The sequence below is a fragment of the Enterococcus plantarum genome, assembly GCF_001730295.1.
Lineage (GTDB): Bacteria > Bacillota > Bacilli > Lactobacillales > Enterococcaceae > Enterococcus_L > Enterococcus_L plantarum.
The window spans coordinates 67,903-92,970 of the sequence record NZ_MIKA01000004.1; the positions used below are offsets into that span (position 1 = coordinate 67,903).

A 25,068-nucleotide genomic window follows, 5' to 3' on the forward strand; every position below is an offset into this window, starting at 1 on the left:
ATAAGGAGTGTTACTCATGAAAGAAAAAGTTGTTTTAGCCTATTCTGGAGGACTAGATACCTCTGTTGCTGTTAAATGGTTAGTGGATGAAGGATACGATGTGATTGCTTGCTGTTTAGATGTTGGTGAAAAGAAAGATTTGGATTTTATCAAAAATAAAGCTTTAGAAGTTGGTGCTTCTGCTTCTTATACGATTGATGCTAAGGAAGAATTTGCACAGGAATTCGCTTTGATTGCATTACAAGGGCATACCTTTTATGAGCAATCTTATCCACTAGTATCCGCTTTATCCCGCCCGCTGATTGCTAAGAAATTAGTAGAATTAGCTCACGAAACTGGCGCAACCACAATCGCTCATGGCTGTACAGGAAAAGGGAATGATCAAGTCCGTTTTGAAGTTGCGATCAACGCCCTTGCACCTGAGTTAAATGTGATTGCACCAGTTCGTGAATGGAAATGGTCACGTGAGGAAGAAATCAATTATGCCAAAGAAAAAGGTGTACCCGTCCCTGCGGACTTGGACAATCCTTATTCTGTCGACCAAAACCTTTGGGGCCGTGCCAATGAATGTGGCATTTTAGAAGATCCCTGGGCAACACCTCCAGAAGGGGCTTATGAATTAACTGCTAGTTTAGAGAATGCACCAGATGAAGCGGATATTATCGAATTAACTTTTGTTGAAGGCGTTCCAACAGCAATCAACGGAAACGAAATGCTGTTATCCGATTTAATTTTAGACTTGAATGATTTAGCTGGTAAGCATGGTATTGGTCGGATCGATCATGTGGAAAATCGTTTGGTTGGGATCAAATCACGTGAAGTCTATGAATGTCCAGCAGCGATCACACTAATGACTGCGCATAAAGAGTTGGAAGACTTGACCTTTGTTCGTGAAGTAGCTCATTTCAAACCAATCATTGAAAATCAATTATCACAAATCATTTATGACGGATTATGGTTCAACCCATTAACTGATGCCTTGATTGCTTTCTTAAAATCTACCCAAAAATACGTAAATGGCATAGTGCGGGTTAAACTCTTCAAAGGTCATGCTATCGTTGAAGGGCGTAAGTCTGAAAACAGTTTATACAACGAAAACTTAGCGACTTATACTTCTGCCGATACCTTTGACCAAGACGCTGCTGTCGGATTTATCAAACTATGGGGACTTCCAACCAAAGTCAACGCAGAAGTCCAAGCATCGCTACACAAAAAATAATCACTGATATGCTTATTTTTTCTAAGTTGAATCGATACGTGAGTTAACTTTTACATTGTTGTAAATAAGGTTATCCGATTCACCTATTTTAAATGACTTATCCGAGGAGAATTTCTTTTTGATCTGCGGATCGAAATAAGGAAATCGATATGTCTTCATTTTAGTCTCAAGAAATCAGAACAAACGGTTGGCACAGAAACCACTCCTTCTTATTTTCTCGGAGTAAAACACTTCTGTCCAACCTTCTTTCTTATCATAATGAATAATAATACATAAATGAGGTGTGCAGTATGGGAAAATTATGGAGTGGGCGTTTTGAAGGAAAAAGCGAAGCATGGATCGATGCGTTCGGTGCCTCGATTCCTTTTGATCAAAAATTAGCCAAACAAGATATCATCGGAAGTTTAGCTCATGTAAAAATGTTGGCTAAGACGGGAGTTTTAACAGAAGATGAAGCCAAACAAATCACTTTAGGACTTACGACGATTCAAGAAAAACTGCTTGCCGATGAACTGACATTCAGTATAGAAAACGAAGATATCCATTTAAATATCGAAAAACTATTACATGATGAAATCGGTCCAGTTGCAGGAAAATTGCATACAGGCCGCAGTAGGAATGATCAAGTCGCTACAGACATGCATCTTTATTTAAAAGAAATCGCTCAAGAAGTCATTAGCAAGATCCACTTATTCCGTCAAGTTTTAGTCCACAAAGCCGAAGAGAACATTGAGACCATCATGCCTGGCTACACCCATTTACAGCATGCACAACCGATTTCGTTTGCTCACCATATGATGGCTTATTACGGTATGTTGACACGAGATCAAGAACGCTTTTCCGAAAGCTTGAAGCGAATCGACATTTCACCATTAGGCTGTGCAGCTCTTGCCGGCACGACTTTTCCAATCGATCGTGCTTATTCAGCTGGATTACTAGGTTTTTCTTCCATTTACGAAAATAGTCTAGACGGCGTAAGTGATCGGGATTTCATTTTAGAATTCCTTAGCAATAGCTCCATTCTAATGATGCATCTTTCCAGATTTTGCGAAGAAATCATTTTATGGTGCAGTCACGAGTTTCAATTTGTTGAATTAACAGATACTTTTTCTACAGGCAGCTCGATTATGCCACAGAAGAAGAATCCAGATATGGCAGAATTGATTCGGGGAAAGTCTGGGCGTGTATATGGCAATTTATTCAGCCTTTTAACGGTTTTAAAAGGATTGCCGCTAGCTTATAACAAAGATCTACAAGAAGACAAAGAGGGCATGTTTGATACGTCTCACACGATTTTAACTAGTTTAGAGATCATGGCTGGCATGGTAGAGACGATGAAACTGAATCAAGAGATCATGGAAAAGTCCACTGAAAAAGATTTTTCAAATGCAACAGAACTAGCAGATTATCTAGCAAGCAAAGGAATGCCCTTTAGACAAGCTCATGAAGTGGTTGGAAAATTAGTTTTAGATTGTACAAAACAAGGCATTTATTTACAAGATGTTCCATTAGAACAATATCAAGCAATTACACCTTTGATCCAATCTGATATTTATCAAACCTTATCATCAAAAACAGCCATTGAGCGTCGGCATTCATACGGTGGAACTGGGTTCGATCAAGTGAAAGCCGCAATTGAACGTAGTAAGCTGAAACTAGAAAGCGAAGAAAACTAAAAAATCTTCTAAAAGATAGTATGTTATCTTTTAGAAGATTTAACTTTTTTGATTAACGAGTTTTCGCATGTGAATCTGCATCAATACCAGGCGCTTTGCCTAATTTTGCTTGCAACATCCAAATATTTTTCTCGATATCTGTTTTGTTTGCAATAAAGATATCTTGTGTAGAATCGTCGCCTTCTTCACCAGACACTTCAATTCCTTTTTGGTATAAATCAGCTAAATAACGGTAGCCTTCTACTAATTTTTCCATACGTTCAGGAATTGTACGTTCGTATGTGCCGATTTCATCTGAAATACCTGTATGATCAGCAAATTCTTGTAATGTTGAGTAAGGAGCGCCATCTAATGTGATCAAGCGTTCAGAAATAACGTCTAATTGATCATTGATTTGGTCCATATATTCGTCCATTTTAGGGTGTAATGTCAGGAATTCTGGGCCACGCATATACCAGTGTGTTTGGTGGATCACCACTGAAAACTGGCTTAAATCCGCAACTAGTTGGTTCAATACTTCTTTAGTTTGTTCAAATTTCATTATACATCATCCTCCTAAATTTTTATCTATAGTTAATTGTAGTACGAAACAATGAAAAAGTACACTAAAATCCTCATCATTAAACTATTTCTCATTTAATAATAATTATAAACTAGGACATTAAGGTAACGGTAACGTGTCCAATGAATCGATAATTTCCTTAGCTACTTCATTTAATGCTTCTTCCAGTTCTTCATTCATCGTATTAGTATCTTTCGAACCAGAGATGAATGACATGAACAAATTAGAGACAGCCGTTTTTTGATTATCTGGTACAAACCACTTCCCTTTTTCTTTCTCTAAACGTAACGTTAATTCAACTGGATCTGTTTTGATTTTAATTGATTTGACTCGTTCTTCTAAAATAGAAAAAGTCGCTTCCAGTGTTTTTTGCTCATCTTTGGCTATTTCAGGATTTGCTAGTGTGTCTTTTACCAGTTGCCTTGTCATCTCTTGCATCGCACTCACCAAATCCAAGCCAGTCACATAATAAGAGATTGTTGCGCCAGTTTTTGTTTCATCTATTTGAACGATTTTATAGGTTGCTTTTTCTCTTGCTTGTTGCAATAGCTCATTTGTTAACTGATCTGCTTGTTTTTCTGGAACCTTTGCTCCTGTGGAAGATAATCCTTTCACAAAATTTTCTTCGAACGTTTTACTATTTTGATCTAGTTCTTTACCAACTTGTTCGCCATCACGAAATTCTTTAGCAAAATTATTTTTTTCTTTTTGATAAACTAAACGATCCACAAACAACGCCCCAGCGTCTTCTGCTGAGATACCTCTAGATCCACAACTTGTCAGAAAAATTCCTACTAACAGTAAAGAAGTGATCCATAACTTTTTCATTTCCTTTCCCCCGTTCTCTTACTACTAGTAAAGCAAGTTCAGAGGTATTTGTCAAAATAATTTATTCTAAATCCGCTCTTAATTTTGATAATTGATGATAACTGGCTGACAGTTGTTGTTGCGTTGTTATAAACAGGGGATAGATCTGTTGATAAATTTCATAGTTTTCAGCATTAGGTTCAACTATTTCATAAATCTCAACTTGTTCACATGCTGTTTCTAAATCTGGTATTATACCTAAACTTTGCCAACCTAATAAAACAGCTCCTAAAGCTGAAGCTTCAAGACTTTCAGTTAATGAAAGGTTATGTCCAAAAACATCAGCCATCACTTTTTTAAACTCCTCTGAATCAGCAAAACCACCAGTAGCTCGAATTTCCTTCACTGTTCCACCAAGCTCTTCTAATTCTGTTAAAATACGCTTCAAATTTAAACAAATGCCTTCAACTACTGCACGCATCATTAATTTGTCATCATGATTTCTTTTCAGACCGACGAAACTCCCGGTAGCTTCTGCATTCCATAACGGTGCACGCTCTCCAAGTAAATACGGGTGAAACATCAATCCCTTAGCTCCTGTTGGCGTATCTTTTACTAATGCCATTACCTTATCATAGGGATTTTCTCCGGATTTTCGCGCTTCAGTTTGAACTTCTTTCACTAAATTCTCACATGCCCAATCGAAGATTCCAGCGCCATTACTTGTCGCTCCTCCAATCACCCAATGATTTTCATCCAACACGCAGCAAAAAGTCTCAGCTTGTGGATGCGTACGCGGCTGCTCTACAACATACCGTAAAGCACCACTTGTTCCAACCGTCAATGTAGCTATTCCTTTCGTCATGGCGCCTAATCCTAAGTTGGATAACGGACCATCTGCCCCTCCCAATACAAAAACTGTTTTCGTAGACAAACCTAATTGCTCCAACCATTCAGCACTTAAATCCGTTAATTGATGGGTGGGGGTGACCAGTGTCGGTAACTGTTCGATGGTAATATCCATTTCCGATAAGGCTTGCTGATCCCAAATAAGATCATGGATATTTAAAAAACCCGTCCCAGAAGCCGTGCTAATGTCTGTCATATACAGACCGAATAAACGATAAAAAACATACTCTTTCATGCCAATAAATTTCCCTGCTTGCTCGAAAATTTCATAGTATTCTTCTTTTAGCCAACGGATTTTATGAAAAGGTGTCATGGGATGCATCGGCAATCCTGTATTTTGATACATTGTCTTTCCTAAAATCGTATCCTTCAACTCTTCCGCATATTTTTCTGCTCGGTTATCCGCCCAAGTAATCATTCGAGTCAGTGGTTGATTATTTTTATCCATAACGATCAATCCATGCATCGCCGTAGAAAATGAGATTAGTGAAATTTCAAGCGGTTTCACCGCACTTACTACTTGTTGGATACACGCAACTACCGCTTGAAAAATTTGATCGACATCTTGTTCTGCCATGCCTTCGGTTTCCTGAATAAGCGGATAACGAACATAGAACGATGCCTGAACTGTCCCATCTTTTCTAAACGCGACAGCCTTTGTCTGAGTCGTACCAATATCTACACCAATTGCTATTTTTTCCATCTTCTCGCCTCATTTCACACTTTCATTATTCCGAATAAAAAAAGAATTGTCTAGTTAAAAAGCCAGTTATTTGCGTATTTCTTTATGAAAGGAGTTTTTATATGTTGATGATTTATTTTGTTTTTGGTAGTGTGATGGGTTCGTTTCTTTGTTTAGCTGCTGAAAGAATCCCTATTGGAAAATCCATCTTATTCCCTGCTTCTCATTGTTCTTATTGCCAGACTAAGTTGACGATTCCTGAATTGATTCCGATTATTTCCATTATTTTTCTGCGCTTTCGTTGCCGTTATTGCGGATACAAATTATCATCCATTTATTTCTACAGTGAGGTGATTGGTGGATTTCTTTGCTTGTATATAACTTTTAAGTCGATTCACCCGTTATATTCCCTTTCCTTTTTATTTACAGCAGTTATCTTATCTTTAACAGATATTTTCTATTTAATCGTTGAGCCTAAAATTTTTTATCCGTTGTCTATTTTATTATGTATTGGACACTTTTACCTAGCCTTACCGATTTATTTTTTCACTAGCGGAATTATTTTCTTTAGTTTACATGGGTTAAACTATATCTTGCCTGATTCCATAGGGGGTGGAGACATTCTTTTATTAACTGTATGGGGGGCGCTTTTAGGCGGTAACTCTCTTGTCTTAATATTGTTTATTGCCAGTAGCAGTGGTCTGCTTTTTCTTTTTATTTACCAATACATTTTAAAGAAAAAAATGGAACAGCTCCCTTTTGTACCGTTTTTAAGTATCGGATTATTCCTTGTATTTGTATGTAAATAAATAAACTGAGACACGACTCTACGAGTCATATCTCAGTCTCAAAGAATCCGAATAAACGGCGGCAGCAGAAGTAACTACTACCTTTGCTTTGATCACATCAAATTCTAAGTGCTAAAGCAAAATAAGGGCCAAATTGATGTTACACAGTACCTACTTGGTTCTCGGAGTTAAACACTTCTGTCCGATCCTCGATTCATAAATTAGTTATTTTTCCAATTTTTTCGAATAAACCCCGCACGTCCAGATCCTTCTTTATACAGGTTATAATGTATACTATGTTTTTTATAATAATCTTGATGGTAGTCTTCAGCTGGATAAAAAGGCTGAGCAGGTTCGATTTTTGTAACGATTGGCTGAGTAAAACGACCACTAGCTTCTAATGCCGCTTTCGATTTTTCTGCTGCTTCCTTTTGATTCTCATTAGCATAAAAAATGACTGGACGATAGGAGTCACCACGGTCAGCAAATTGTCCTAAAGCATCCGTTGGGTCTGTTTGTTGCCAATACGTCTCTACTAATTTTTCGTATGGAATAATCACTGGATCATACGTAATTTCAACTGCTTCTGTATGGCCTGTTGTTCCTGTTGTCACTTGTTCATATGTTGGATTTTCAACGTGTCCTCCAGTATATCCAGCCACAACTGAAATGATTCCTGGTTGAGTGTCAAAAGGTTTGACCATACACCAGAAACAGCCACCAGCAAAAATTGCCGTTTCATATTGTTGTTCCATGATTCCTTCACCCTTTCTTTTTCTTTATCATAAGCCGAATGAAAGAATAATGATATTGATTTGCTTGAAAAAACAATTGACATGGGATGGTTTCCATATGATAAATTGAGTAAAAAGAAGGAGATGTGAATAACTTGAAAATCATCATTGAAGAAAACTACGAAAAAATGAGCCGGGTTGCTGCAAATATTTTATTAGGTAAAATGTATCAAAATAAACGAGTAAATTTAGCAATAACTGCTGGCTCAACACCTGTTAAAATGTATGAATACTTAGTTGCTGACACGAAGAATAAACCCTATTTTGACAACGTTCATTACTACAATTTTGATGAAATTCCTTTTAAACAAAAGCAAGGGTATGGCGTAACTATGACAAATCTCAATACTCTATTCTTTCAATCTGCAGAAATTCCTGAGAGTCATATACACCCACTCGATGAAAATAATTATCTATCACAAGATAAATGAGTAGAACAAGATGGTGGATTAGACTTGATCTTATTAGGTATCGGAACAGATGGTCATTATTGTGGGAACCTACCAGGAACAACAAAATTTGAAAATTTAACTTCTTATGTTGGGGAAGACGCTACTGAACATATGAAAGATATTTTATTAAGCGAGGTCGGTGGCGATGAAAATGAGCGTCCAGACTTTTACGTCACTATGGGACCAAAAAGTGTGATGCAAGCCAAAGAAATTGTGCTCTTTGCCACCGGCAGAAAGAAAGCGATAATTATCAAGCGTGCTTTCTTTGGTCCAGTTACAAATGAAATACCCGCTTCTTTATTACAAACACATCCTAACGTAACGATTGTACTAGATCAAGAAGCTGCTTCAAAGCTTTACTAAGCAAAAAGGCTTGAAATCGATTGATTTCAAGCCTTTTTCTTTTTTTCTATTTATTCAACTCATTCAAAGCATCTTCAGCAGCCATTTGTGCTTCAATATCAGAGATACTGTAGACATTTTCGCTCGCTACGCCAACTTCTTTTGGTTCCATGTTACGGTAACGAGCCATACCAGTACCAGCTGGGATGATCTTACCAATGATAACATTTTCTTTCAAACCAAGTAATGGGTCTTTTTTACCGCGAATCGCAGCATCTGTTAACACACGAGTTGTTTCTTGGAATGACGCAGCAGATAAGAAACTATTTGTTTCTAATGATGCTTTTGTAATCCCTAGTAAGACTGGACGGCTTGTTGCGGGAACGCCACCAGCTACTAATGTGTCATAGTTACGATCTTTAAATTCAGCGATATCTAGCAATGTACCCGGTAAGATTTCAGTGTCACCTGGATCCATGACACGAACTTTACGAAGCATTTGACGAACCATTACTTCGATATGTTTATCACCGATTTCTACCCCTTGCATGCGGTAAACGCGTTGTACTTCACGCAATAGGTAGTTTTCAACAGATAAAACATCGCGAACTTGTAGCAGCTGCTTAGGATCGATCGAACCTTCTGTCAATGGCTCACCACGACGGATCGTATCGCCTTCAGCGACTTTCATACGAGCTGTATAAGGAACTGTATACGTGCGTGTATCAGTTTTCCCTTTGATTGTTACTTCTTTTTGGCGTGTTGCAGGATCTTCAGAAATATCGATTACTTCACCGGTTACTTCTGTGATAACTGCTTGTCCTTTAGGATTACGTGCTTCAAAGATTTCTTGGACACGAGGTAGACCTTGAGTAATATCATCTCCGGCAACCCCACCTGTATGGAACGTACGCATTGTTAATTGAGTACCAGGTTCTCCGATTGATTGAGCAGCAATTGTACCCACTGCCTCCCCAACTTCAACACCTGAACCAGTTGCTAAGTTACGGCCGTAACAATGTTTACATACACCATGTTTGGTATTACATGTAAATACAGAACGGATCGTTACGGTTTCAACACCAGCATCCACGATTTCTCTTGCAAGATCTTCTGAAATCAGTTGATCTTCGCCAATAATCATTTTGCCAGTTTCAGGATGCATCACTGATTTACGCGTATAACGTCCAAGTAAACGTTCTTCTAACGGTTCAATGATTTCATTCCCTTCACGAATTGATTGGATCACTAGACCACGGTCAGTTCCACAATCGTCTTCACGAATAATAACATCTTGGGCAACGTCAACTAAACGACGAGTCAAGTAACCTGAATCGGCTGTCTTCAAGGCTGTATCGGTCATCCCTTTACGAGCACCATGGGTAGAGATAAACATTTCCAAGACAGAAAGTCCTTCACGGAAATTTGAGATGATTGGCAGTTCCATGATACGTCCGTTTGGAGCGGCCATCAGTCCACGCATACCAGCAAGCTGAGTAAAGTTGGAGATGTTACCACGGGCTCCTGAATCTGACATCATGAAGATCGGATTTTTAGCGTCCATACTTTCGATCAGTTTTTGTTGGATCTCATCTTTGGCTTTGTTCCAAACAGCAATAACACGTTCATAACGTTCGTCATCTGTAATCAGACCACGACGGAATTGTTTCGTAATATTTTCAACTTGTTTATGGGCATCATCAATGATTTCTTGTTTCTCATGCAATACCATGATATCGGCGATACCAACAGTCATACCAGCATGAGTCGAATGTTTATACCCTAAGTCTTTCATTCTATCAAGCATCTTAGAAGTTTCAGTGATATGGAATCTCTTGAAGACTTCAGCGATAATATTTCCTAAGTTTTTCTTCTTGAATGGTAAGACTAATTCTTGCTCTTTAATGTGAGTAGGAATGTCTGTACCAGCTTCTACAAAATACTTGTCAGGCGTTTGCACTGTCAAGTTGTAATCAGTTGGTTCATTCAAGTAAGGGAACTCTACAGGCATGATTTCATTAAAGATGATCTTACCTACAGTTGTGACCAAAATACGTTCTTTTTGCCAATCCGTAAACGGTTTGTCACCAAGTAATGTTGTTTGAACACCGATACGTGAGTGTAAATGTACGTATCCATTACGCCATGCTAAAACAGCTTCATTCATGTCGCGGAAGATCATACCTTCCCCTTCACGTCCTTCTTCTTCCATTGTTAGGTAATAGTTACCTAAGACCATATCTTGAGAAGGTGTTACAACTGGTTTACCATCTTTTGGATTCAAAATGTTTTGAGCAGCTAACATTAGCATACGTGCTTCTGCTTGTGCTTCTTCGTTCAACGGAACGTGAACGGCCATTTGGTCTCCATCGAAATCGGCGTTATAGGCTTCACAAACTAATGGGTGAAGACGGATTGCACGACCTTCAACCAACACAGGTTCAAAAGCTTGGATACCAAGTCTGTGTAGTGTAGGTGCTCGGTTAAGCAATACTGGATGCTCTTGAATAACTTCTTCTAGAATATCCCAAACTTCATCTTCTCCGCGTTCGATTTTACGTTTTGCATTTTTGATGTTTGTTGCAATTTCACGTTGAACTAATTCACGCATCACAAATGGTTTGAATAATTCAATCGCCATTTCTTTTGGAAGTCCACATTGGTACATTTTCAAGTTAGGTCCTACGACGATAACTGAACGACCAGAGTAATCCACACGTTTACCTAGTAAGTTTTGACGGAAACGACCTTGTTTCCCTTTTAACATATGAGAAAGAGATTTCAATGGGCGGTTACCTGGTCCTGTAACTGGACGGCCACGACGACCATTATCAATCAATGCATCGACTGCTTCTTGCAGCATACGTTTTTCATTTTGAACAATGATATTTGGCGCATTTAAATCTAATAAACGTTTCAAACGGTTATTACGGTTGATCACACGACGGTATAAGTCATTCAAATCAGAAGTTGCAAAACGTCCACCTTCTAATTGAACCATAGGACGTAAATCTGGTGGGATTACAGGGATGACATCCATAACCATCCAGCTTGGTAGATTTCCAGAGGCACGGAATGCTTCTAAAATATCTAAACGACGGATTGCACGCGTTCTTTTTTGACCTTGTGCTGATTTTAAATCTTCTTTTAAGCCAGCTACTTCGCCATCTAAATCAACGTTATCCAATAATTGTTTAACCGCTTCTGCACCCATTGCTGCAGTAAACCCTTGACCATATTGATCACGTTTATCACGGTATTCACGCTCTGTTAATAATTGTTTTTTCTCTAAAGATGTATCTCCAGCATCAATTACTACATACGATGCAAAGTAAATGATCTCTTCCAGAGCACGAGGACTCATGTCTAAAACAAGACCCATACGAGATGGAATACCTTTGAAATACCAGATATGTGAAACGGGTGCTGCTAACTCGATATGTCCCATACGTTCACGACGAACTTTAGAACGAGTTACTTCTACACCACAACGGTCACAAACGATACCTTTATAACGAATACGTTTATATTTTCCACACGCACATTCCCAGTCTTTAGTTGGGCCGAAAATGCGTTCGCAGAACAAACCTTCACGTTCAGGTTTTAACGTACGGTAGTTAATCGTTTCGGGTTTCTTTACTTCACCGTAAGACCAGCTTCTGATCTTTTCTGGAGAAGCTAAACCTATTTGCATACTTTCGAATTTATTTACATCGATCAAAAGGGATTCCCTCCATTCAATTAGTTAGAAAAGCTGAATGAGCTATTCACCGTAGTTTGGAACTAGAAACAATCAGGTTGATCTTTCTAGTCCACAACTAACGGATTTCATTGGCACTTTATACAAAATGTGAAACAATTAGTCTTTTGTATCTTCAGCAGTTTCTATTTCTTGTTCAAGCACTGCATCAGCTGCTTCTTTTGCTTCAGCTGCTTCTTTTTCTAATTGTTTCGCTGATTGTTGTTCCGCGAATTTTGTTAGGGCATCAACAGTGATCAAGTCATCATCATCATCGTCCATATCACGTAATTCGATTTCTTGTTCTTCAATGTCCAATACGCGCATATCTAATCCAAGTGATTGTAATTCTTTCACCAATACGCGGAATGATTCTGGAACGCCTGGTTTTGGAATTGGTTCACCTTTGACGATGGCTTCGTATGTTTTCACACGACCAACAACGTCATCAGATTTGTACGTTAAGATTTCTTGTAATGTGTAAGCTGCACCGTATGCTTCCAGTGCCCATACTTCCATTTCCCCAAAACGTTGTCCACCAAATTGAGCTTTACCTCCAAGTGGTTGTTGGGTAACAAGTGAGTATGGTCCAATAGAACGGGCATGTAATTTATCATCGACCATGTGGGCCAATTTGATCATGTACATCACACCAACAGAGATACGGTTATCAAATGGTTCACCAGTACGTCCGTCATAAAGAACTGTTTTCGCATCACGAGCCATGCCCGCTTCACGAACAGTTTCCCAAACGTCATCATCATTAGCACCATCGAATACTGGTGTTGCAATGTGGATACCTAACTGACGAGCAGCCATACCCAAGTGCAATTCTAGTACTTGTCCGATATTCATACGTGATGGTACCCCTAGTGGGTTCAACATGACATCAATTGGTGTACCGTCTGGTAAGAATGGCATATCTTCTTCCGGCATAATACGGGATACAACCCCTTTATTACCGTGACGTCCGGCCATTTTATCGCCTTCGTTGATTTTACGTTTTTGAACGATATACACACGAACTAGCATGTTTACGCCTGGAGATAATTCGTCTCCGGCTTCACGAGTAAAGATCTTCACATCATGAACGATCCCACCGCCACCGTGAGGCACACGTAGAGATGTATCACGAACTTCACGCGCCTTTTCACCAAAGATTGCATGTAGTAAACGTTCTTCAGCAGATAACTCAGTTACCCCTTTAGGCGTTACTTTCCCTACTAATAGGTCGCCATCTTTAACTTCAGCACCGATTCGGATAATGCCCATTTCGTCAAGATCTTTCAAAGCATCTTCCCCAACGTTTGGAATTTCACGCGTGATTTCTTCAGGGCCTAATTTTGTATCACGAGCTTCTGATTCATATTCTTCGATATGGATAGAAGTATAGACATCATCTTTCACCAAACGACGACTCATGATGATCGCATCCTCGTAGTTGTACCCTTCCCATGTCATAAATCCAACAAGGACGTTTTGCCCTAAAGCCATTTCGCCTTCTTCCATAGAAGGTCCATCAGCTAATGTATCGCCTTTTTCAACTTTTTCGCCTAAAAGAACGATTGGACGTTGGTTGTAACTTGTTCCTGAGTTTGAACGACGGAATTTTGTGACCATATACTTATCTAATGCGCCATTGTCACGACGAACGCGTACTTCTGATGCATCCACATATTCAACGACACCATCATGTTTACATAGTAAAGCGGCACCCGAGTCATGTGCTGATTTGTATTCCATACCAGTTCCCACAAGTGGTGAACGAGGTTGGATCAACGGCACTGCTTGACGTTGCATGTTGGCACCCATCAAGGCACGGTTGGAGTCATCGTTTTCCAAGAAAGGAATACATGCAGTCGCAACAGCTACTACCTGTTTAGGTGAAACGTCCATGTAATCGACTCTATCGATGGTTACTTCAAGGTTTTCACTTTGCAGACGAGCCATTACTAATTCTTCAGCAAATGTTCCATCTTCATTCAAACGTGAGTTTGCTTGCGCTACGATATAGTGATCCTCTGTGTCAGCAGTTAAGTAATCCACTTGATCGGTTACTTTTCCTGTGGCACGATCAACACGACGGTAAGGCGTTTCGATAAACCCAAATTTATTCACTTTGGCATAACTTGATAAGCTATTGATCAGCCCGATATTTGGTCCCTCAGGTGTTTCGATCGGACACATACGGCCATAGTGGGAATAATGAACGTCTCGAACTTCATAGCCGGCACGGTCACGAGTCAAACCACCAGGTCCTAAGGCAGATAGACGACGTTTGTGTGTCAACTCACCTAGAGGATTTGTTTGATCCATGAATTGTGATAGCTGAGAAGAACCAAAGAATTCTTTGATACTTGCTACTACTGGACGGATATTGATCAGTTGTTGTGGTGTTAATGTTTCAGTGTCTTGAATCGACATTCTTTCACGAACCACACGCTCCATACGCGCTAAACCAATACGGAATTGGTTTTGCAGTAATTCACCCACTGAACGAATACGACGATTTCCTAAGTGATCGATATCATCTACGTTACCGATGTCTTCTTGTAAGTTAAAGAAATAGCTCATTGAAGCCACGATATCCGCTGGACGAACAGTCTTCACACTTGTATCAGGATAACCATTACCGATGACATTCACGATGCGTTCTGGATCTTTTGGAGAAAGAACTTTGATTACTTGAACTGTCATTGGTTCAGTAACCACACCATCTTCACTTGGGTAATAAGTGACGCTGTTTAAGCCATTATCGATATGTTCACCTAATGTTTCCATTACTTGGTGAGTTAATACTGTCCCTTTTTCAACAATGATTTCGCCAGTTTCAGCATCGATCAATGTTTCTCCTAAAGTTAGGTTCAATAGACGAGTTTTTAAATCTAATTTTTTGTTGACTTTGTAACGACCAACGTTCGCTAAGTCATAACGTTTTGGATCGAAGAAACGAGCATTCAGCAAGTTGCGAGAACTGTCTGCTGTCTTTGGCTCGCCAGGTCGTAGACGCTCATAGATGTCTTTTAACCCTTCCTCAGTACGAGAATCGCTCGCGTTTTTGTGTAAATCTTTTTCGATCGTATTACGTAAGCTTAGTGTTTCACCGAAAATTTCAAAAATTGTATCGTCAGAGCCAAAACCTAAGGCACGAACTAATACAGTTAAAGGAATTTTACGTGTACGGTCGATACGTACATAAGAAATGTCTTTTGCATCAGTTTCCATTTCTAACCATGCGCCACGGTTAGGGATCACTGTTGAGCCAAAGCCTTCTTTACCATTTTTATCTACTTTTCCATGGAAATAAACACCTGGTGAACGGACTAATTGAGAAACGATAACACGTTCTGCACCATTGATGATAAATGTTCCCATTTCAGTCATTAGAGGGAAATCACCGAAGAATACTTCTTGTGATTTGATTTCTCCAGATTCACGGTTCGTTAATCTTAGCGTAACATGTAACGGTGCAGAATAGTTTGCGTCATGTGCACGCGCTTCTTCTACCGTATACTTAGGTTCTTTTAATTCATAATCCACAAATTCCAAAGATAAATTCCCTTGAAAATCATCGATCGGTAAAATATCCTCAAACATTTCTCTTAGTCCTTCATCTAAAAACCATTGGTAAGAGTCTGTTTGAATCTCGATCAAGTTGGGTAATTCCAACACTTCACTGATCCGGGCGAAACTTCTACGTTCGCGGTGTTTTCCGTATTTTACTACGTGTCCAGCCAAGCTCTTCACTCCTCTAATTAAAAGTCTATCAAAACACTAACCGAAAATATTTCTTTAATATTACAAATATTAAATATCTGTAATATTGAGCATTTTTTGCAGTTTTTAGGCAAAAAAAAACCAAAAATAGAATGTGCTCTTGAAAATTTCTCGTGCGTTTCTACTTTTGTTTCCCTATTAAAAACCGGAACGGACAATATTTCGCTCCTGCTTTGTCATTTTTCAGATAGTTTTTGCATCTATACATTGTACTTCCTTCTATAGCAAAAGTCAAGGGTTTTCGCGAGTCTAAAAGACCCTATCAACTGCGAAAAAAGACACTCGATAAAAATCGAATGTCTTCTACTGTTTTTTCCCTATTGAACGGTCGTTTCTCCAGTAATTTCAGCGCCTTCTTTGTCTAATGTTGCTGAAGTTTTGTATTCTTCTTTTTCAAACGTTACATTCCCTTCAACTTTTGTTCCATTTAAGACAAATCCATTCGCTTTAACTAAGATATCACCTTTAACAGTCCCATTAACGATGTTGAAGTTTTCTGTTTCAACAATCAATTGAGGAACCGTTACAGTGTATTCAGCTGTAACTTTTTTATCTGAATTTTGTGCATATAACGCTAATTTTCTATAAATATCGCCTGAAGCTTCCCCTTTATCATGGAACTCACCCGCAACTGTTACATCTTTATCAAACGTAAGATCCGCTGTTGCTGCAACAATCCAGTTACCGTCTTTGCTCAACGCTTTTTCGATCACTTCTGGTTTATCACTAATTGAAGCGCCACTCACTGCATCCACACTTGAGCTCATTGAAGTTTCTGTTTTGCTATCAGAAGAACTATCTTTAGACTCTTTCTTATCACCATTACATGCGCCTAATACCAACACTGTTGCTGCTAACGTGCCTAATGTAATTAATTTTTTCGAAATCATATACATCCTCCTAAGTAATTGCTATTTATTCAACTAAATATTACCACGAATCCGTTTACATTCATAAAGATATCTATTTTCAAATGATTTATTACTATTAATTTAAATAATTCACAAATATATACTCTTTTTTATTCATCGTTGTTAAATGAATGTTCAGAAAATTTAAAATAATCTGTTGACAGTTGGCTTGCTTTTCCCTTATACTATACACAATTCAATTTGCGGAGGGATTTCTATGACACATTCAATCAACCCACAACTGAATAAAGCTTACTTTAGCTACTTTAGATAGTTTTGTATTCATGCAATCGTGGGTACAAACAGCAAAAACCTGTTTTTGTATCTATGATGGCTAAAGCGCTTTGTACTGAACAAACAGCCACGTAGACAATCCTAAGTGGCGAATGAAGAAGTGTTTACCTACGACTTTTATCAATCCATTTAGGCATATTGTCTGAATGGATTTTTTGTTTTATCAATTATAATTGGAGGAATCAAAATGAAAAAGAAATTAGTCGGATTAAGTATCATATCAGCAGTAGCTTTATTGGCTCTTGGCGCATGTGGCGACGGTAAAAAAGCAAATGATGGCGCAAACAGCGACAGTAAGAAAATCGGTGTGTTACAGCCTGTTGAACATGGGTCACTTGATGCAGCGTTTGAAGGATTCAAAGAAGGGTTAGCTGAAAACGGCTTTAAAGACGGCGATAACCTAACTATTGAATACAGCAATGCACAAAACGATCAGGCACAATTGAAAAGTATGAGTGAAAAATTGGTCAAAGAAAAACCCGACCTACTTTTGGGAATTGCAACACCTGCCGCTCAATCATTAGTAAACGAAACAACCGATATTCCAATTCTAGTCACAGCAGTTACTGACTTAGTTAGTGCGAAATTAGTCAAATCAGATGAGAAACCTGGAGGTAACGTTACTGGAACCACTGATATCGTACCCATTGATAAACAAATCTCTTTATTATTGAACATCGTACCTAATGCGAAAACCGTTGGGATCATGTATAACGCAGGCGAAGCAAATTCTAAAATTCAAGCGGATATGGCTGAAAAAGCCCTAAAAGATGCTGGAATCAACTCTAAAGTTTTAACTGCCAACTCTACAAATGATGTCCAACAAGTAACAACTAGCTTAGCAAAAGATGTCGACGCGATTTACATTCCAACCGACAACACCTTCGCTTCGGCCGCTGCGGTTATCGGCGAAGTAGCAAAAGAACACAAAATTCCCGTCATCGCAGGTTCAATTGAGCAAGTTGAAGAAGGCGGATTGGCAACTGTGGGAATCGATTACCAATCACTTGGTAAACAAACAGGTGCTATGGCGGCAAAAATTCTAAAAGGTGAAGCAAAACCTGCCGAAATGCCTGTTGAAAAAGCAAAAGACTTAACACTTTTCGTAAATAAAGATATGGCAAAAGCTTTGGACATCGATCCAGATACGATCAAAGCACCTTAAATTTCTCCGCATTTTTGCGGGAAATACATAAATATTATTGAAAGAAGCTGATTTTATTGTTAGACATATTACTTTCCTCAACCTCTCAAGGCCTTCTTTGGTCACTATTAGCCATCGGAGTCTTTCTGACATACCGTATTTTAGACATTGCCGACTTAACCACTGAAGGGAGCTTTCCATTAGGTGGCGCTGTTGCCGCTGTTATTTTAGCAAAAGACCCAACTACTTGGCCTGCATCGATCCAGTCTTTATTTGATGTCCATTATATGGTTGCACCTATTATTGCATTACTGTTTGCATTTATTGCTGGTATGCTGGCGGGTCTTGTTTCAGGCCTTCTGCATACAAAACTAAAAATCCCTGCGTTATTGGCGGGAATCATTACGATGACTGGCCTTTACAGTATCAACTCACGAATCATGGGCGCTCCAAACATTTCTTTGATTGGCACAGACTCCATTTTCTCTCATGCACAATCATTAGGTTTTTCTAAAATCAACAGCGCGATAGTTGTCGGTGCAATTATTGTATTTATCGTTATCCTTCTACTTGTTTTATTCTTCAAGACTGAAATTGGCCTGGCTACGCGAGCTACGGGTGACAACATTGAGATGAGTGAAGCGAACGGAATTAAAACAGATAACATGAAGATCATCGGTTATATGCTTTCAAATGGTTGTATTGCTTTGGCAGGTGCTTTACTTGTACAGAATAATAATTTTGCCGATTTAAACTCTGGTATTGGAACAATCGTTATCGGACTTGCCTCAATCATCATCGCCGAAGTTCTCTTTAAGAATAAATCACTTGGTTTAAGGTTGATTACGATTGTGATCGGTGCGATCTTGTACCGCTTTATCCTTGCATGCGTTTTAGAATTACGTGTTGATCCGGCAGATTTGAAATTATTCTCAGCGATTATCCTGGTCATCTGTCTTTCTTCACCTTTGATTCAAAAAAAATTAGGCTTTTCTAAACTAGGAAAACGTAAAGGAGGGGCAAACTAATGGAACCTGTATTAACAATCAAAAATTTGCACCAATATTTCGAACGCGGAACGGTTAATGAAAACCACGTATTAAAAGGAATCGATTTAACGATCAACCAAGGTGAATTCATTACGATCATAGGCGGAAACGGCGCTGGTAAATCTACTTTGTTAAACAGTATTGCTGGAACATTACCGATAGAAGAAGGTCAGCTAGCTTTAAATGGCAAAGACATCACAAAACAACGTGTCGTTGCTCGCTCTAAACAAATCAGCCGTGTTTTTCAAGACCCTAAGATGGGGACCGCTGTTCGTTTAACTGTAGAAGAAAATATGGCCCTTGCTATGAAACGAGGAAAAAAACGTGGTTTAGGAAATGGTGTGCGTAAACATGACCGCAATTTCTTCAAAGAACAATTAGCTAGTTTGAATTTAGGACTAGAAAACCGTTTAGGCACAGAAATTGGGTTACTATCTGGCGGACAGCGACAAGCAATCACGTTGCTCATGGCTACCTTGATTCGACCAGAATTGATTTTATTGGATGAACACACTGCAGCACTTGACCCTAAAACATCGATCACTGTTATGGAGCTAACTGAACAGTTGATCCAAGAACAAAATTTAACGGCATTTATGGTGACACACGACATGGAAGATGCGATTCGTTACGGCAATCGTTTGATCATGCTTCACCAAGGCCAAGTTGTGGTAGAAGTACCTGCTGATCAGAAAAAAGAGTTGACTGTCAATGAATTAATGGATATGTTCCACAAAAATAGTGGTACCGAATTAAAAGACGATCAATTATTATTGGGTTAAAAAAGGGTGTGGAACAAAAGTAAAAAATCACTTTTGTTTCACACCCTAAATGCGAATAAACGATGGGAGCAGAAGCAATCCCTTCTTATTTTAAGGATTAACAGTTTCAGTCCCAGCCACTTTTATCTAGAGGCTATTAACCACCCATCAAAAAGTCTAACACATTCCAACCGTCTGTCGTTTGGCCACGGTATAGTTCCGTAAAGCCACATCTCGTACAGCTGACTGTGATAAATTTTTTATTTTGCACATCAAATATTTTCGTAAAGTTTCCTCCTATTGCTTGAAACTGATCGGAAACATACTGTTCATTTCCACACTTATCACAAACGTATTGTTGCTTTTCCATTCTTCCCCACTCCATCTCTGAAATTCTCTATTCCCAGAACAATTTTGCTCAGTGTTCTTCGTTCCTACTATTTAAGTATAGCAAGCCTTTCAAAAGAAAACATACATCCTTAGATGGATTTTCTTCTCCTCATTCAGCTGTATTGTGGTTGACCCCCATTCCTTTCATCAGATACAATGAAACTATTATAAAGGAGCGAATATTATGTCTACTAAAAGTCAGGTGTTAACCTTATTAATGAAACAAACACCCTCATTTATTTCCGGAGAAGAAATGGCGCAACAACTTTCCTTATCTCGAACAGCCATTTGGAAAGCAATCAATGAATTAAAAAAAGAAGGACACCTTATTTCCAGTAGCCGAAACAAAGGCTATCGTTATGATAAATCCGACGTTTTATCTGCAGAAGGAATTCGTTTATCACTAGATTCGAAAACACCTAAACTTTCAATCACCGTTTTAAGTGCCTCAGAGTCTACGATGAAAGATGCTAAACTCGCAGCGATTAATGGCGAACCAGATAATACTTTGATCGTAGCCGACATTCAAGAAGCCCCTAAAGGACGATTCGGTCGACCTTTTTTCTCAAAAGCAGGTAGCGGTATCTATATGAGCATGTTATTGAGGCCTAATCAAAACTTTGAAGAAATGGCACAATATACCATAATCATGGCAGTAGCAATCGCTCGAGCCATGGATGATTTCACTTCTGTACAAACTGAAATCAAATGGGTCAACGATATCTATATCAATGGCAAAAAAGTCTGTGGGATTCTATCAGAAGCCATGAGCGATGTTGAATCAGGACAAATTTCAAATGTCATCATTGGTATGGGGATCAATTTTTGTTTAAAACAAGATGATTTTCCAGAAGAACTGAGAGAAAAAGCTACTTCTTTATTCCCAGAAAAAGAACCTACAATGACACGTAATGAATTAATTGGTGCTATCTGGAACCAATTTTATCGCATACTGAATCACTTACCTGATCAAAATTTTCTAGAAGAATATCGTCAAAAATCCTTTGTCCTTGGTAAAACTGTTTCATTTACACAAGCAGGTGTCAACTACGAAGGAATCGCCACAGCAATCAACGAACACGGTGAGCTTGTTGTAACACTTCAAGATAAAACAGACAAAGTGCTGTCTTCTGGCGAAATTAGCCTAAGTAGTATCAATCCAACGATTTAGAATTTACACCATAAAAAATATTAGAAATTCCTTAAATCCGTTGCAAGTATAGAGTACTTTTCTAAAAAAGAAGGAAACAAAACCGTTGTTGGTCTCTGCTTCCTTCTTTTTATTTATATTTTTTCTAAACTAATCGTCAGTAACAAACCTAATAAATAACTTCCGTTAAACGCCATCAAGTTTTTTATTGAATACCCAAAACTTTTAGGGTGTGGCAAGTCTTTCTTAAATGATTGGAGATTTTTCCAAACAATAGGCAACGATAAAAATACGGTCAGAATTGGCCAACGATATACACCAAATGGTAAGCCAATCAAAATAACTAAATAACAAGTAAACATCAATAATTGGAATACTATCACGCCTTGTTTCCGTCCAATATAATAAACCAACGTATAGCGATGATTGTCAATATCCGTATCTAAATCCCTCAAATTATTCGCCAACATAATATTGGCAATCGTAAACACCATGGGTAAAGATGCCCAAACAATAGCAAATAACGCCCATAAATTTCCGTTCAAAGCGAATGTTCCACGCTGCCAATCAAGCATTAGGTAGAACGGACGATCCTCTTGTACATTCAAATAAATTGTCATCGCAAAGATCCCAAGTCCCATGGTAAATCCACTAAACACCTCACCTAGAGGCATTCGAGAGAGCGGGATCGGTCCGAAGGTGTAAAAAATACCGATAAAACAACATACACCGCCCATCACTAAGAACAACCAACCTGTTTTGACGGTTAAAAAGAACCCGATCGCTGCTGAAAAAGCAATCATCCCAAAGATCATATTTCTTACAATAACGGGTGCGATTCCAGAACTGCCAATAATATTCTCTTCATATTTATATACTTCGGACTTCGCTTTTTTAAAGTCCATATAATTATTTATCGCTGTTGTCGCCATATCAAAGACGACCATCCCAGTGAAAAAAAGAACTGTGTACCCTAATTGAAACTGATTGAAATAAGCAATAGAAAATAATACCCCAATTGCAAAGGGAAACAGACTGGCTAACTTTGTCTGAATTTCCACTACTTGCAAAAATACTTTCAATGACATATCTGTTCTCCTTATTTCAGATCTTTACGATCACCCATCGTATAACCTGAATCTTTTCCTAACTCAAATTCTTTTTCAATATCCTTGCTTACAAAGACCTTATCTTCTTTTGTCACAAAAATCACGTCAACATCTTTCAATCCTTCAGCATACTCCAACCCTTTTTTGACCCCCATAGAAAATACAGCTGTTGATAATCCGTCACCATCGATTGATTCTTTTGTAATTACTGTCACACCAGCAATATCATTATCAAAAGGGTAGCCCGTCTTAGGATCAAATAAATGATGATAATTTTTACCATCTACTTCTAAAAAGCGCTCATAGATACCAGAAGTTACTAAAGTCTTATTGCTTTCTTGAACTGTTCCTATCACCGTATTGCGTGCTTTGTTCGGATCTTGAATCCCAACATTCCAATCCATATCCTTACCGCGTGGGCTATGTCCAAGTACATAAACATTACCACCTAAATCCACGATTGCTGTTGTTACGCCATTGTCTTTTAGCACTTTCACGACCTCGTCTGTAATGAATCCTTTTGCGATTGCACCTAAATCCAGTTGCATACCTTTTTCTTCAAGATAAACTGTTTTATCTTCATCGTTTAATTTTACTTTATGATAATCAACTAATTTTAATGCTTGGTCAATCTCCCCCTGCGATGGTTTGCGGGCATCGTCAAAGCCGATATGCCACAATTGCGTGATTGGTCCGATTGCCATATCAAAACCACCTGAAGAATCTTCACTATATTCATATGCTCGTTTTAACAATGGATAAATATCATCAGAAACTTTAACTGGTTTGATTCCAGCTTGTTCGTTGATTGCATCAATTTCCGAGCCTTTTTCGTTTACTGTGATTTTATCGCCTAATTCTTTGACACGATCAAAGGCTTTTTCTAATACATCTTTTTTACCGTCGTCATAAATTCTCACTTGGACATAGGTTCCTAACAATGATTGTTGATCCGAATAAGGTTCTTTATTGATTTTTGTCCCTTGGTTCTTCGCATTGCATCCTGCTAAAATAACTAAAAATAGTGCTGCTATTAAAATGATTAGCGATTTTTTGTTTTTCATCGTATCCCTCTTTCTAAATAGAAAAATTGTCTTATTTATAGTAGCGCTTTTTGGCATTAATGGGAAGGATTTTCTATTTTTGTTGGTGTTTTTAGATCAATTAAAAATAATATTTTCTAGGAGGACATCGCACTATGTAAATCAAGACAATGAAACAACGCTCCTTGCAGTCACATGCTCTTCGATTCTTGGCAATTCGTTTGTACGATATCTTCCACTGATTACTATTTGGATATTCGGAATAAGAGCGCTTGGTGATTCCTAGTGTGGTTGCTTCTCTTCCTCCTGTCGCCAAGTACTGTTCATCATCCACTTTGCAAAAAGCCAGTCGTGGAGATTCAAAGCAAAAAGGGTGTGGGACAAAAGTAAAAATCACTTTTGTTTCACACCCTAAATCCGAATAAACGGTGAGAGCAGAAGCAATCCCTTCTTATTTCTCGGGATGAAATGCTTCTGTCCCAGACTCACATCATTATCTTTCAATTTATTCTATGAAAAATTATTTTTTCATTACAATGTTGTCTACAACGATTTCATCAGTATTGCCTTTTTCAGCAGCATTGATCAATTGTTCTGCATACGTTACAAATGAATGAGAGCTGTGAGTTGCACCTGTTACGACTTCTACATCAGCAGCTGATTTGCCTTCTTCACCCATTGTTTTTACTAATTCTTCGTTTAATGTTTTAATGTATTCCGCTGGGCCTACGCCTGATTTTTCTTTCATGTTCTTGTTGTAATCAGCATCATCTTTTTTAGATTTGCCTTCATCATTCACATTATCGTAGTTAGATTCAGTTACTTTACCATCTTTAACAACGATTGAAAATTCTGTGTGGTAGCCATTTGAATTATTTTTTTCTTTCAATGAATACGTGCCATCTTTAAGATCAGCACCATTATCGATTTCGATTGTTTTAGTGTCACCAGCTTGAGCTGCTTGAATTAATTGTTGTGCATAGTTTTGGAATGATTCACTAGAGTGAGTCGCACCTGTTACGACTTCTACACCATCAGCGCTTTGTGCTTTAACAAAAGAATCGTTTAATTCTTTGATGTATTCCGCTGGGCCTACGCCTGATTTTTCTTTCATATTTTTATTATAGTCTTTGTCATCCGCTTTTGATTTACCATCAGCGTTGATATTATCGTAGTTAGATTCTGTGATTTTACCATCTTTAACAGTCATTTCAAATGTTGCACGGTAACCGTTCGATTCGTTCTTTTCTTCTAATTTATACGTACCATCTTGTAAATCTGCACCAGCTTCTTTTTCTGTTGCTTTAGAAGATTCAGCTGTTTTTGATGTGGCCGTGCTTGAATCAGATGATTTAGCGGTATCCTTTTTGTTGTCTGAGTTACATGCTGCTAGTAAAAGAGATGAAAGTGCGATAGCTGTGAAGCCCTTTACAATTTTGTTCATTTTCATTTTTGTTCACCTTTTCCTTT

General features: G+C 38.4%; 18 protein-coding genes and 1 pseudogene. 8 read left to right on the forward strand and 11 right to left on the reverse strand.

The window, feature by feature from the left end; translation table 11 throughout:
* Positions 1 to 16 precede the first annotated feature (16 nt).
* Together BCR22_RS02710 and argH are read left to right on the forward strand one after the other, a co-directional pair.
* The gene (locus BCR22_RS02710; protein WP_069653457.1) at positions 17 to 1,219 is read left to right on the forward strand and encodes an argininosuccinate synthase; all 1,203 of its coding nucleotides are present in this window, start codon (positions 17 to 19) and stop codon (positions 1,217 to 1,219) included.
* A gap of 290 nt (positions 1,220 to 1,509) precedes the next feature.
* Positions 1,510 to 2,895 (forward strand): argininosuccinate lyase, encoded by a 1,386-nt coding sequence (gene argH / locus BCR22_RS02715; RefSeq protein ID WP_069653458.1) that lies wholly within the window; start codon positions 1,510 to 1,512, stop codon positions 2,893 to 2,895.
* Between the two features lie 52 nt (positions 2,896 to 2,947).
* On the opposite strand, the gene BCR22_RS02720 is transcribed toward argH, so the two are convergent.
* The 3 genes from BCR22_RS02720 to BCR22_RS02730 form a co-directional block, all read right to left on the reverse strand.
* Entirely contained in the window at positions 2,948 to 3,436 is a 489-nt protein-coding gene (locus BCR22_RS02720) for a Dps family protein (protein ID WP_069653459.1), read from the reverse strand.
* A gap of 120 nt (positions 3,437 to 3,556) precedes the next feature.
* Positions 3,557 to 4,285: a DUF5105 domain-containing protein gene (locus tag BCR22_RS02725; protein ID WP_069653460.1), complete on the reverse strand. Its 729-nt coding sequence runs from the start codon at positions 4,283 to 4,285 to the stop codon at positions 3,557 to 3,559.
* Between the two features lie 61 nt (positions 4,286 to 4,346).
* On the reverse strand, positions 4,347 to 5,876 hold the full coding sequence (locus tag BCR22_RS02730; RefSeq protein WP_069653461.1) for a gluconokinase: 1,530 nt from the start codon (positions 5,874 to 5,876) through the stop codon (positions 4,347 to 4,349).
* 101 nt (positions 5,877 to 5,977) lie between these two features.
* On the opposite strand from BCR22_RS02730, the gene BCR22_RS02735 reads away from it, so the two are divergent.
* The gene (locus tag BCR22_RS02735; RefSeq protein WP_083241727.1) at positions 5,978 to 6,664 is read left to right on the forward strand and encodes a prepilin peptidase; all 687 of its coding nucleotides are present in this window, start codon (positions 5,978 to 5,980) and stop codon (positions 6,662 to 6,664) included.
* A 200-nt stretch (positions 6,665 to 6,864) separates the two neighbouring features.
* Here BCR22_RS02735 and msrA read toward each other — a convergent pair whose 3' ends face one another.
* Positions 6,865 to 7,398 carry a peptide-methionine (S)-S-oxide reductase MsrA gene (gene msrA / locus BCR22_RS02740; protein WP_069653462.1) on the reverse strand — a complete coding sequence of 178 codons (534 nt, stop codon included), beginning with the start codon at positions 7,396 to 7,398 and terminating at the stop codon, positions 6,865 to 6,867.
* Positions 7,399 to 7,532: 134 nt separating this feature from the next.
* Between msrA and BCR22_RS02745 the strand changes: the two are divergent.
* Positions 7,533 to 8,252: pseudogene (locus tag BCR22_RS02745) on the forward strand (glucosamine-6-phosphate deaminase).
* A gap of 46 nt (positions 8,253 to 8,298) precedes the next feature.
* Here the strand turns inward: BCR22_RS02745 and rpoC are convergent.
* The 3 genes from rpoC to BCR22_RS02760 form a co-directional block, all read right to left on the reverse strand.
* The gene (rpoC, locus tag BCR22_RS02750) at positions 8,299 to 11,952 is read right to left on the reverse strand and encodes a DNA-directed RNA polymerase subunit beta' (protein WP_069653463.1); all 3,654 of its coding nucleotides are present in this window, start codon (positions 11,950 to 11,952) and stop codon (positions 8,299 to 8,301) included.
* Between the two features lie 138 nt (positions 11,953 to 12,090).
* Positions 12,091 to 15,708 carry a DNA-directed RNA polymerase subunit beta gene (gene rpoB, locus BCR22_RS02755; RefSeq protein ID WP_069653464.1) on the reverse strand — a complete coding sequence of 1,206 codons (3,618 nt, stop codon included), beginning with the start codon at positions 15,706 to 15,708 and terminating at the stop codon, positions 12,091 to 12,093.
* 356 nt (positions 15,709 to 16,064) lie between these two features.
* Positions 16,065 to 16,637, reverse strand: coding sequence for a hypothetical protein (locus BCR22_RS02760; protein WP_069653465.1), 573 nt, complete (start codon positions 16,635 to 16,637; stop codon positions 16,065 to 16,067).
* A gap of 502 nt (positions 16,638 to 17,139) precedes the next feature.
* On the opposite strand from BCR22_RS02760, the gene BCR22_RS02765 reads away from it, so the two are divergent.
* The 3 genes from BCR22_RS02765 to BCR22_RS02775 are packed head-to-tail and all read left to right on the forward strand — an operon-like array spanning position 17,140 to position 19,927.
* Positions 17,140 to 18,117 carry an ABC transporter substrate-binding protein gene (locus tag BCR22_RS02765; protein ID WP_069653466.1) on the forward strand — a complete coding sequence of 326 codons (978 nt, stop codon included), beginning with the start codon at positions 17,140 to 17,142 and terminating at the stop codon, positions 18,115 to 18,117.
* 56 nt (positions 18,118 to 18,173) lie between these two features.
* On the forward strand, positions 18,174 to 19,124 hold the full coding sequence (locus BCR22_RS02770; RefSeq protein WP_069653467.1) for an ABC transporter permease: 951 nt from the start codon (positions 18,174 to 18,176) through the stop codon (positions 19,122 to 19,124).
* Positions 19,124 to 19,927, forward strand: a complete 804-nt coding sequence (locus tag BCR22_RS02775) for an ABC transporter ATP-binding protein (RefSeq protein ID WP_069653468.1) — start codon at positions 19,124 to 19,126, stop codon at positions 19,925 to 19,927. Before BCR22_RS02770 ends, BCR22_RS02775 begins: the two co-directional genes overlap by 1 nt.
* A 136-nt stretch (positions 19,928 to 20,063) precedes the next feature.
* On the opposite strand, the gene BCR22_RS02780 is transcribed toward BCR22_RS02775, so the two are convergent.
* Complete coding sequence (locus BCR22_RS02780) at positions 20,064 to 20,276, reverse strand: zinc ribbon domain-containing protein (protein ID WP_069653469.1); 213 nt, start codon at positions 20,274 to 20,276, stop codon at positions 20,064 to 20,066.
* A gap of 204 nt (positions 20,277 to 20,480) precedes the next feature.
* Between BCR22_RS02780 and BCR22_RS02785 the strand changes: the two genes are divergently transcribed.
* Complete coding sequence (locus tag BCR22_RS02785; protein WP_069653470.1) at positions 20,481 to 21,467, forward strand: biotin--[acetyl-CoA-carboxylase] ligase; 987 nt, start codon at positions 20,481 to 20,483, stop codon at positions 21,465 to 21,467.
* A gap of 113 nt (positions 21,468 to 21,580) precedes the next feature.
* On the opposite strand, the gene menA is transcribed toward BCR22_RS02785, so the two are convergent.
* The 3 genes from menA to pplA form a co-directional block, all read right to left on the reverse strand.
* Complete coding sequence (gene menA / locus BCR22_RS02790) at positions 21,581 to 22,534, reverse strand: 1,4-dihydroxy-2-naphthoate polyprenyltransferase (RefSeq protein WP_069653471.1); 954 nt, start codon at positions 22,532 to 22,534, stop codon at positions 21,581 to 21,583.
* Positions 22,535 to 22,545: 11 nt separating this feature from the next.
* Positions 22,546 to 23,619, reverse strand: coding sequence for an FAD:protein FMN transferase (locus BCR22_RS02795; RefSeq protein ID WP_069653472.1), 1,074 nt, complete (start codon positions 23,617 to 23,619; stop codon positions 22,546 to 22,548).
* Positions 23,620 to 24,118: 499 nt separating this feature from the next.
* Positions 24,119 to 25,048, reverse strand: a complete 930-nt coding sequence (gene pplA, locus BCR22_RS02800; protein ID WP_069653473.1) for an extracellular electron transfer flavoprotein PplA — start codon at positions 25,046 to 25,048, stop codon at positions 24,119 to 24,121.
* Positions 25,049 to 25,068: the final 20 nt, after the last annotated feature.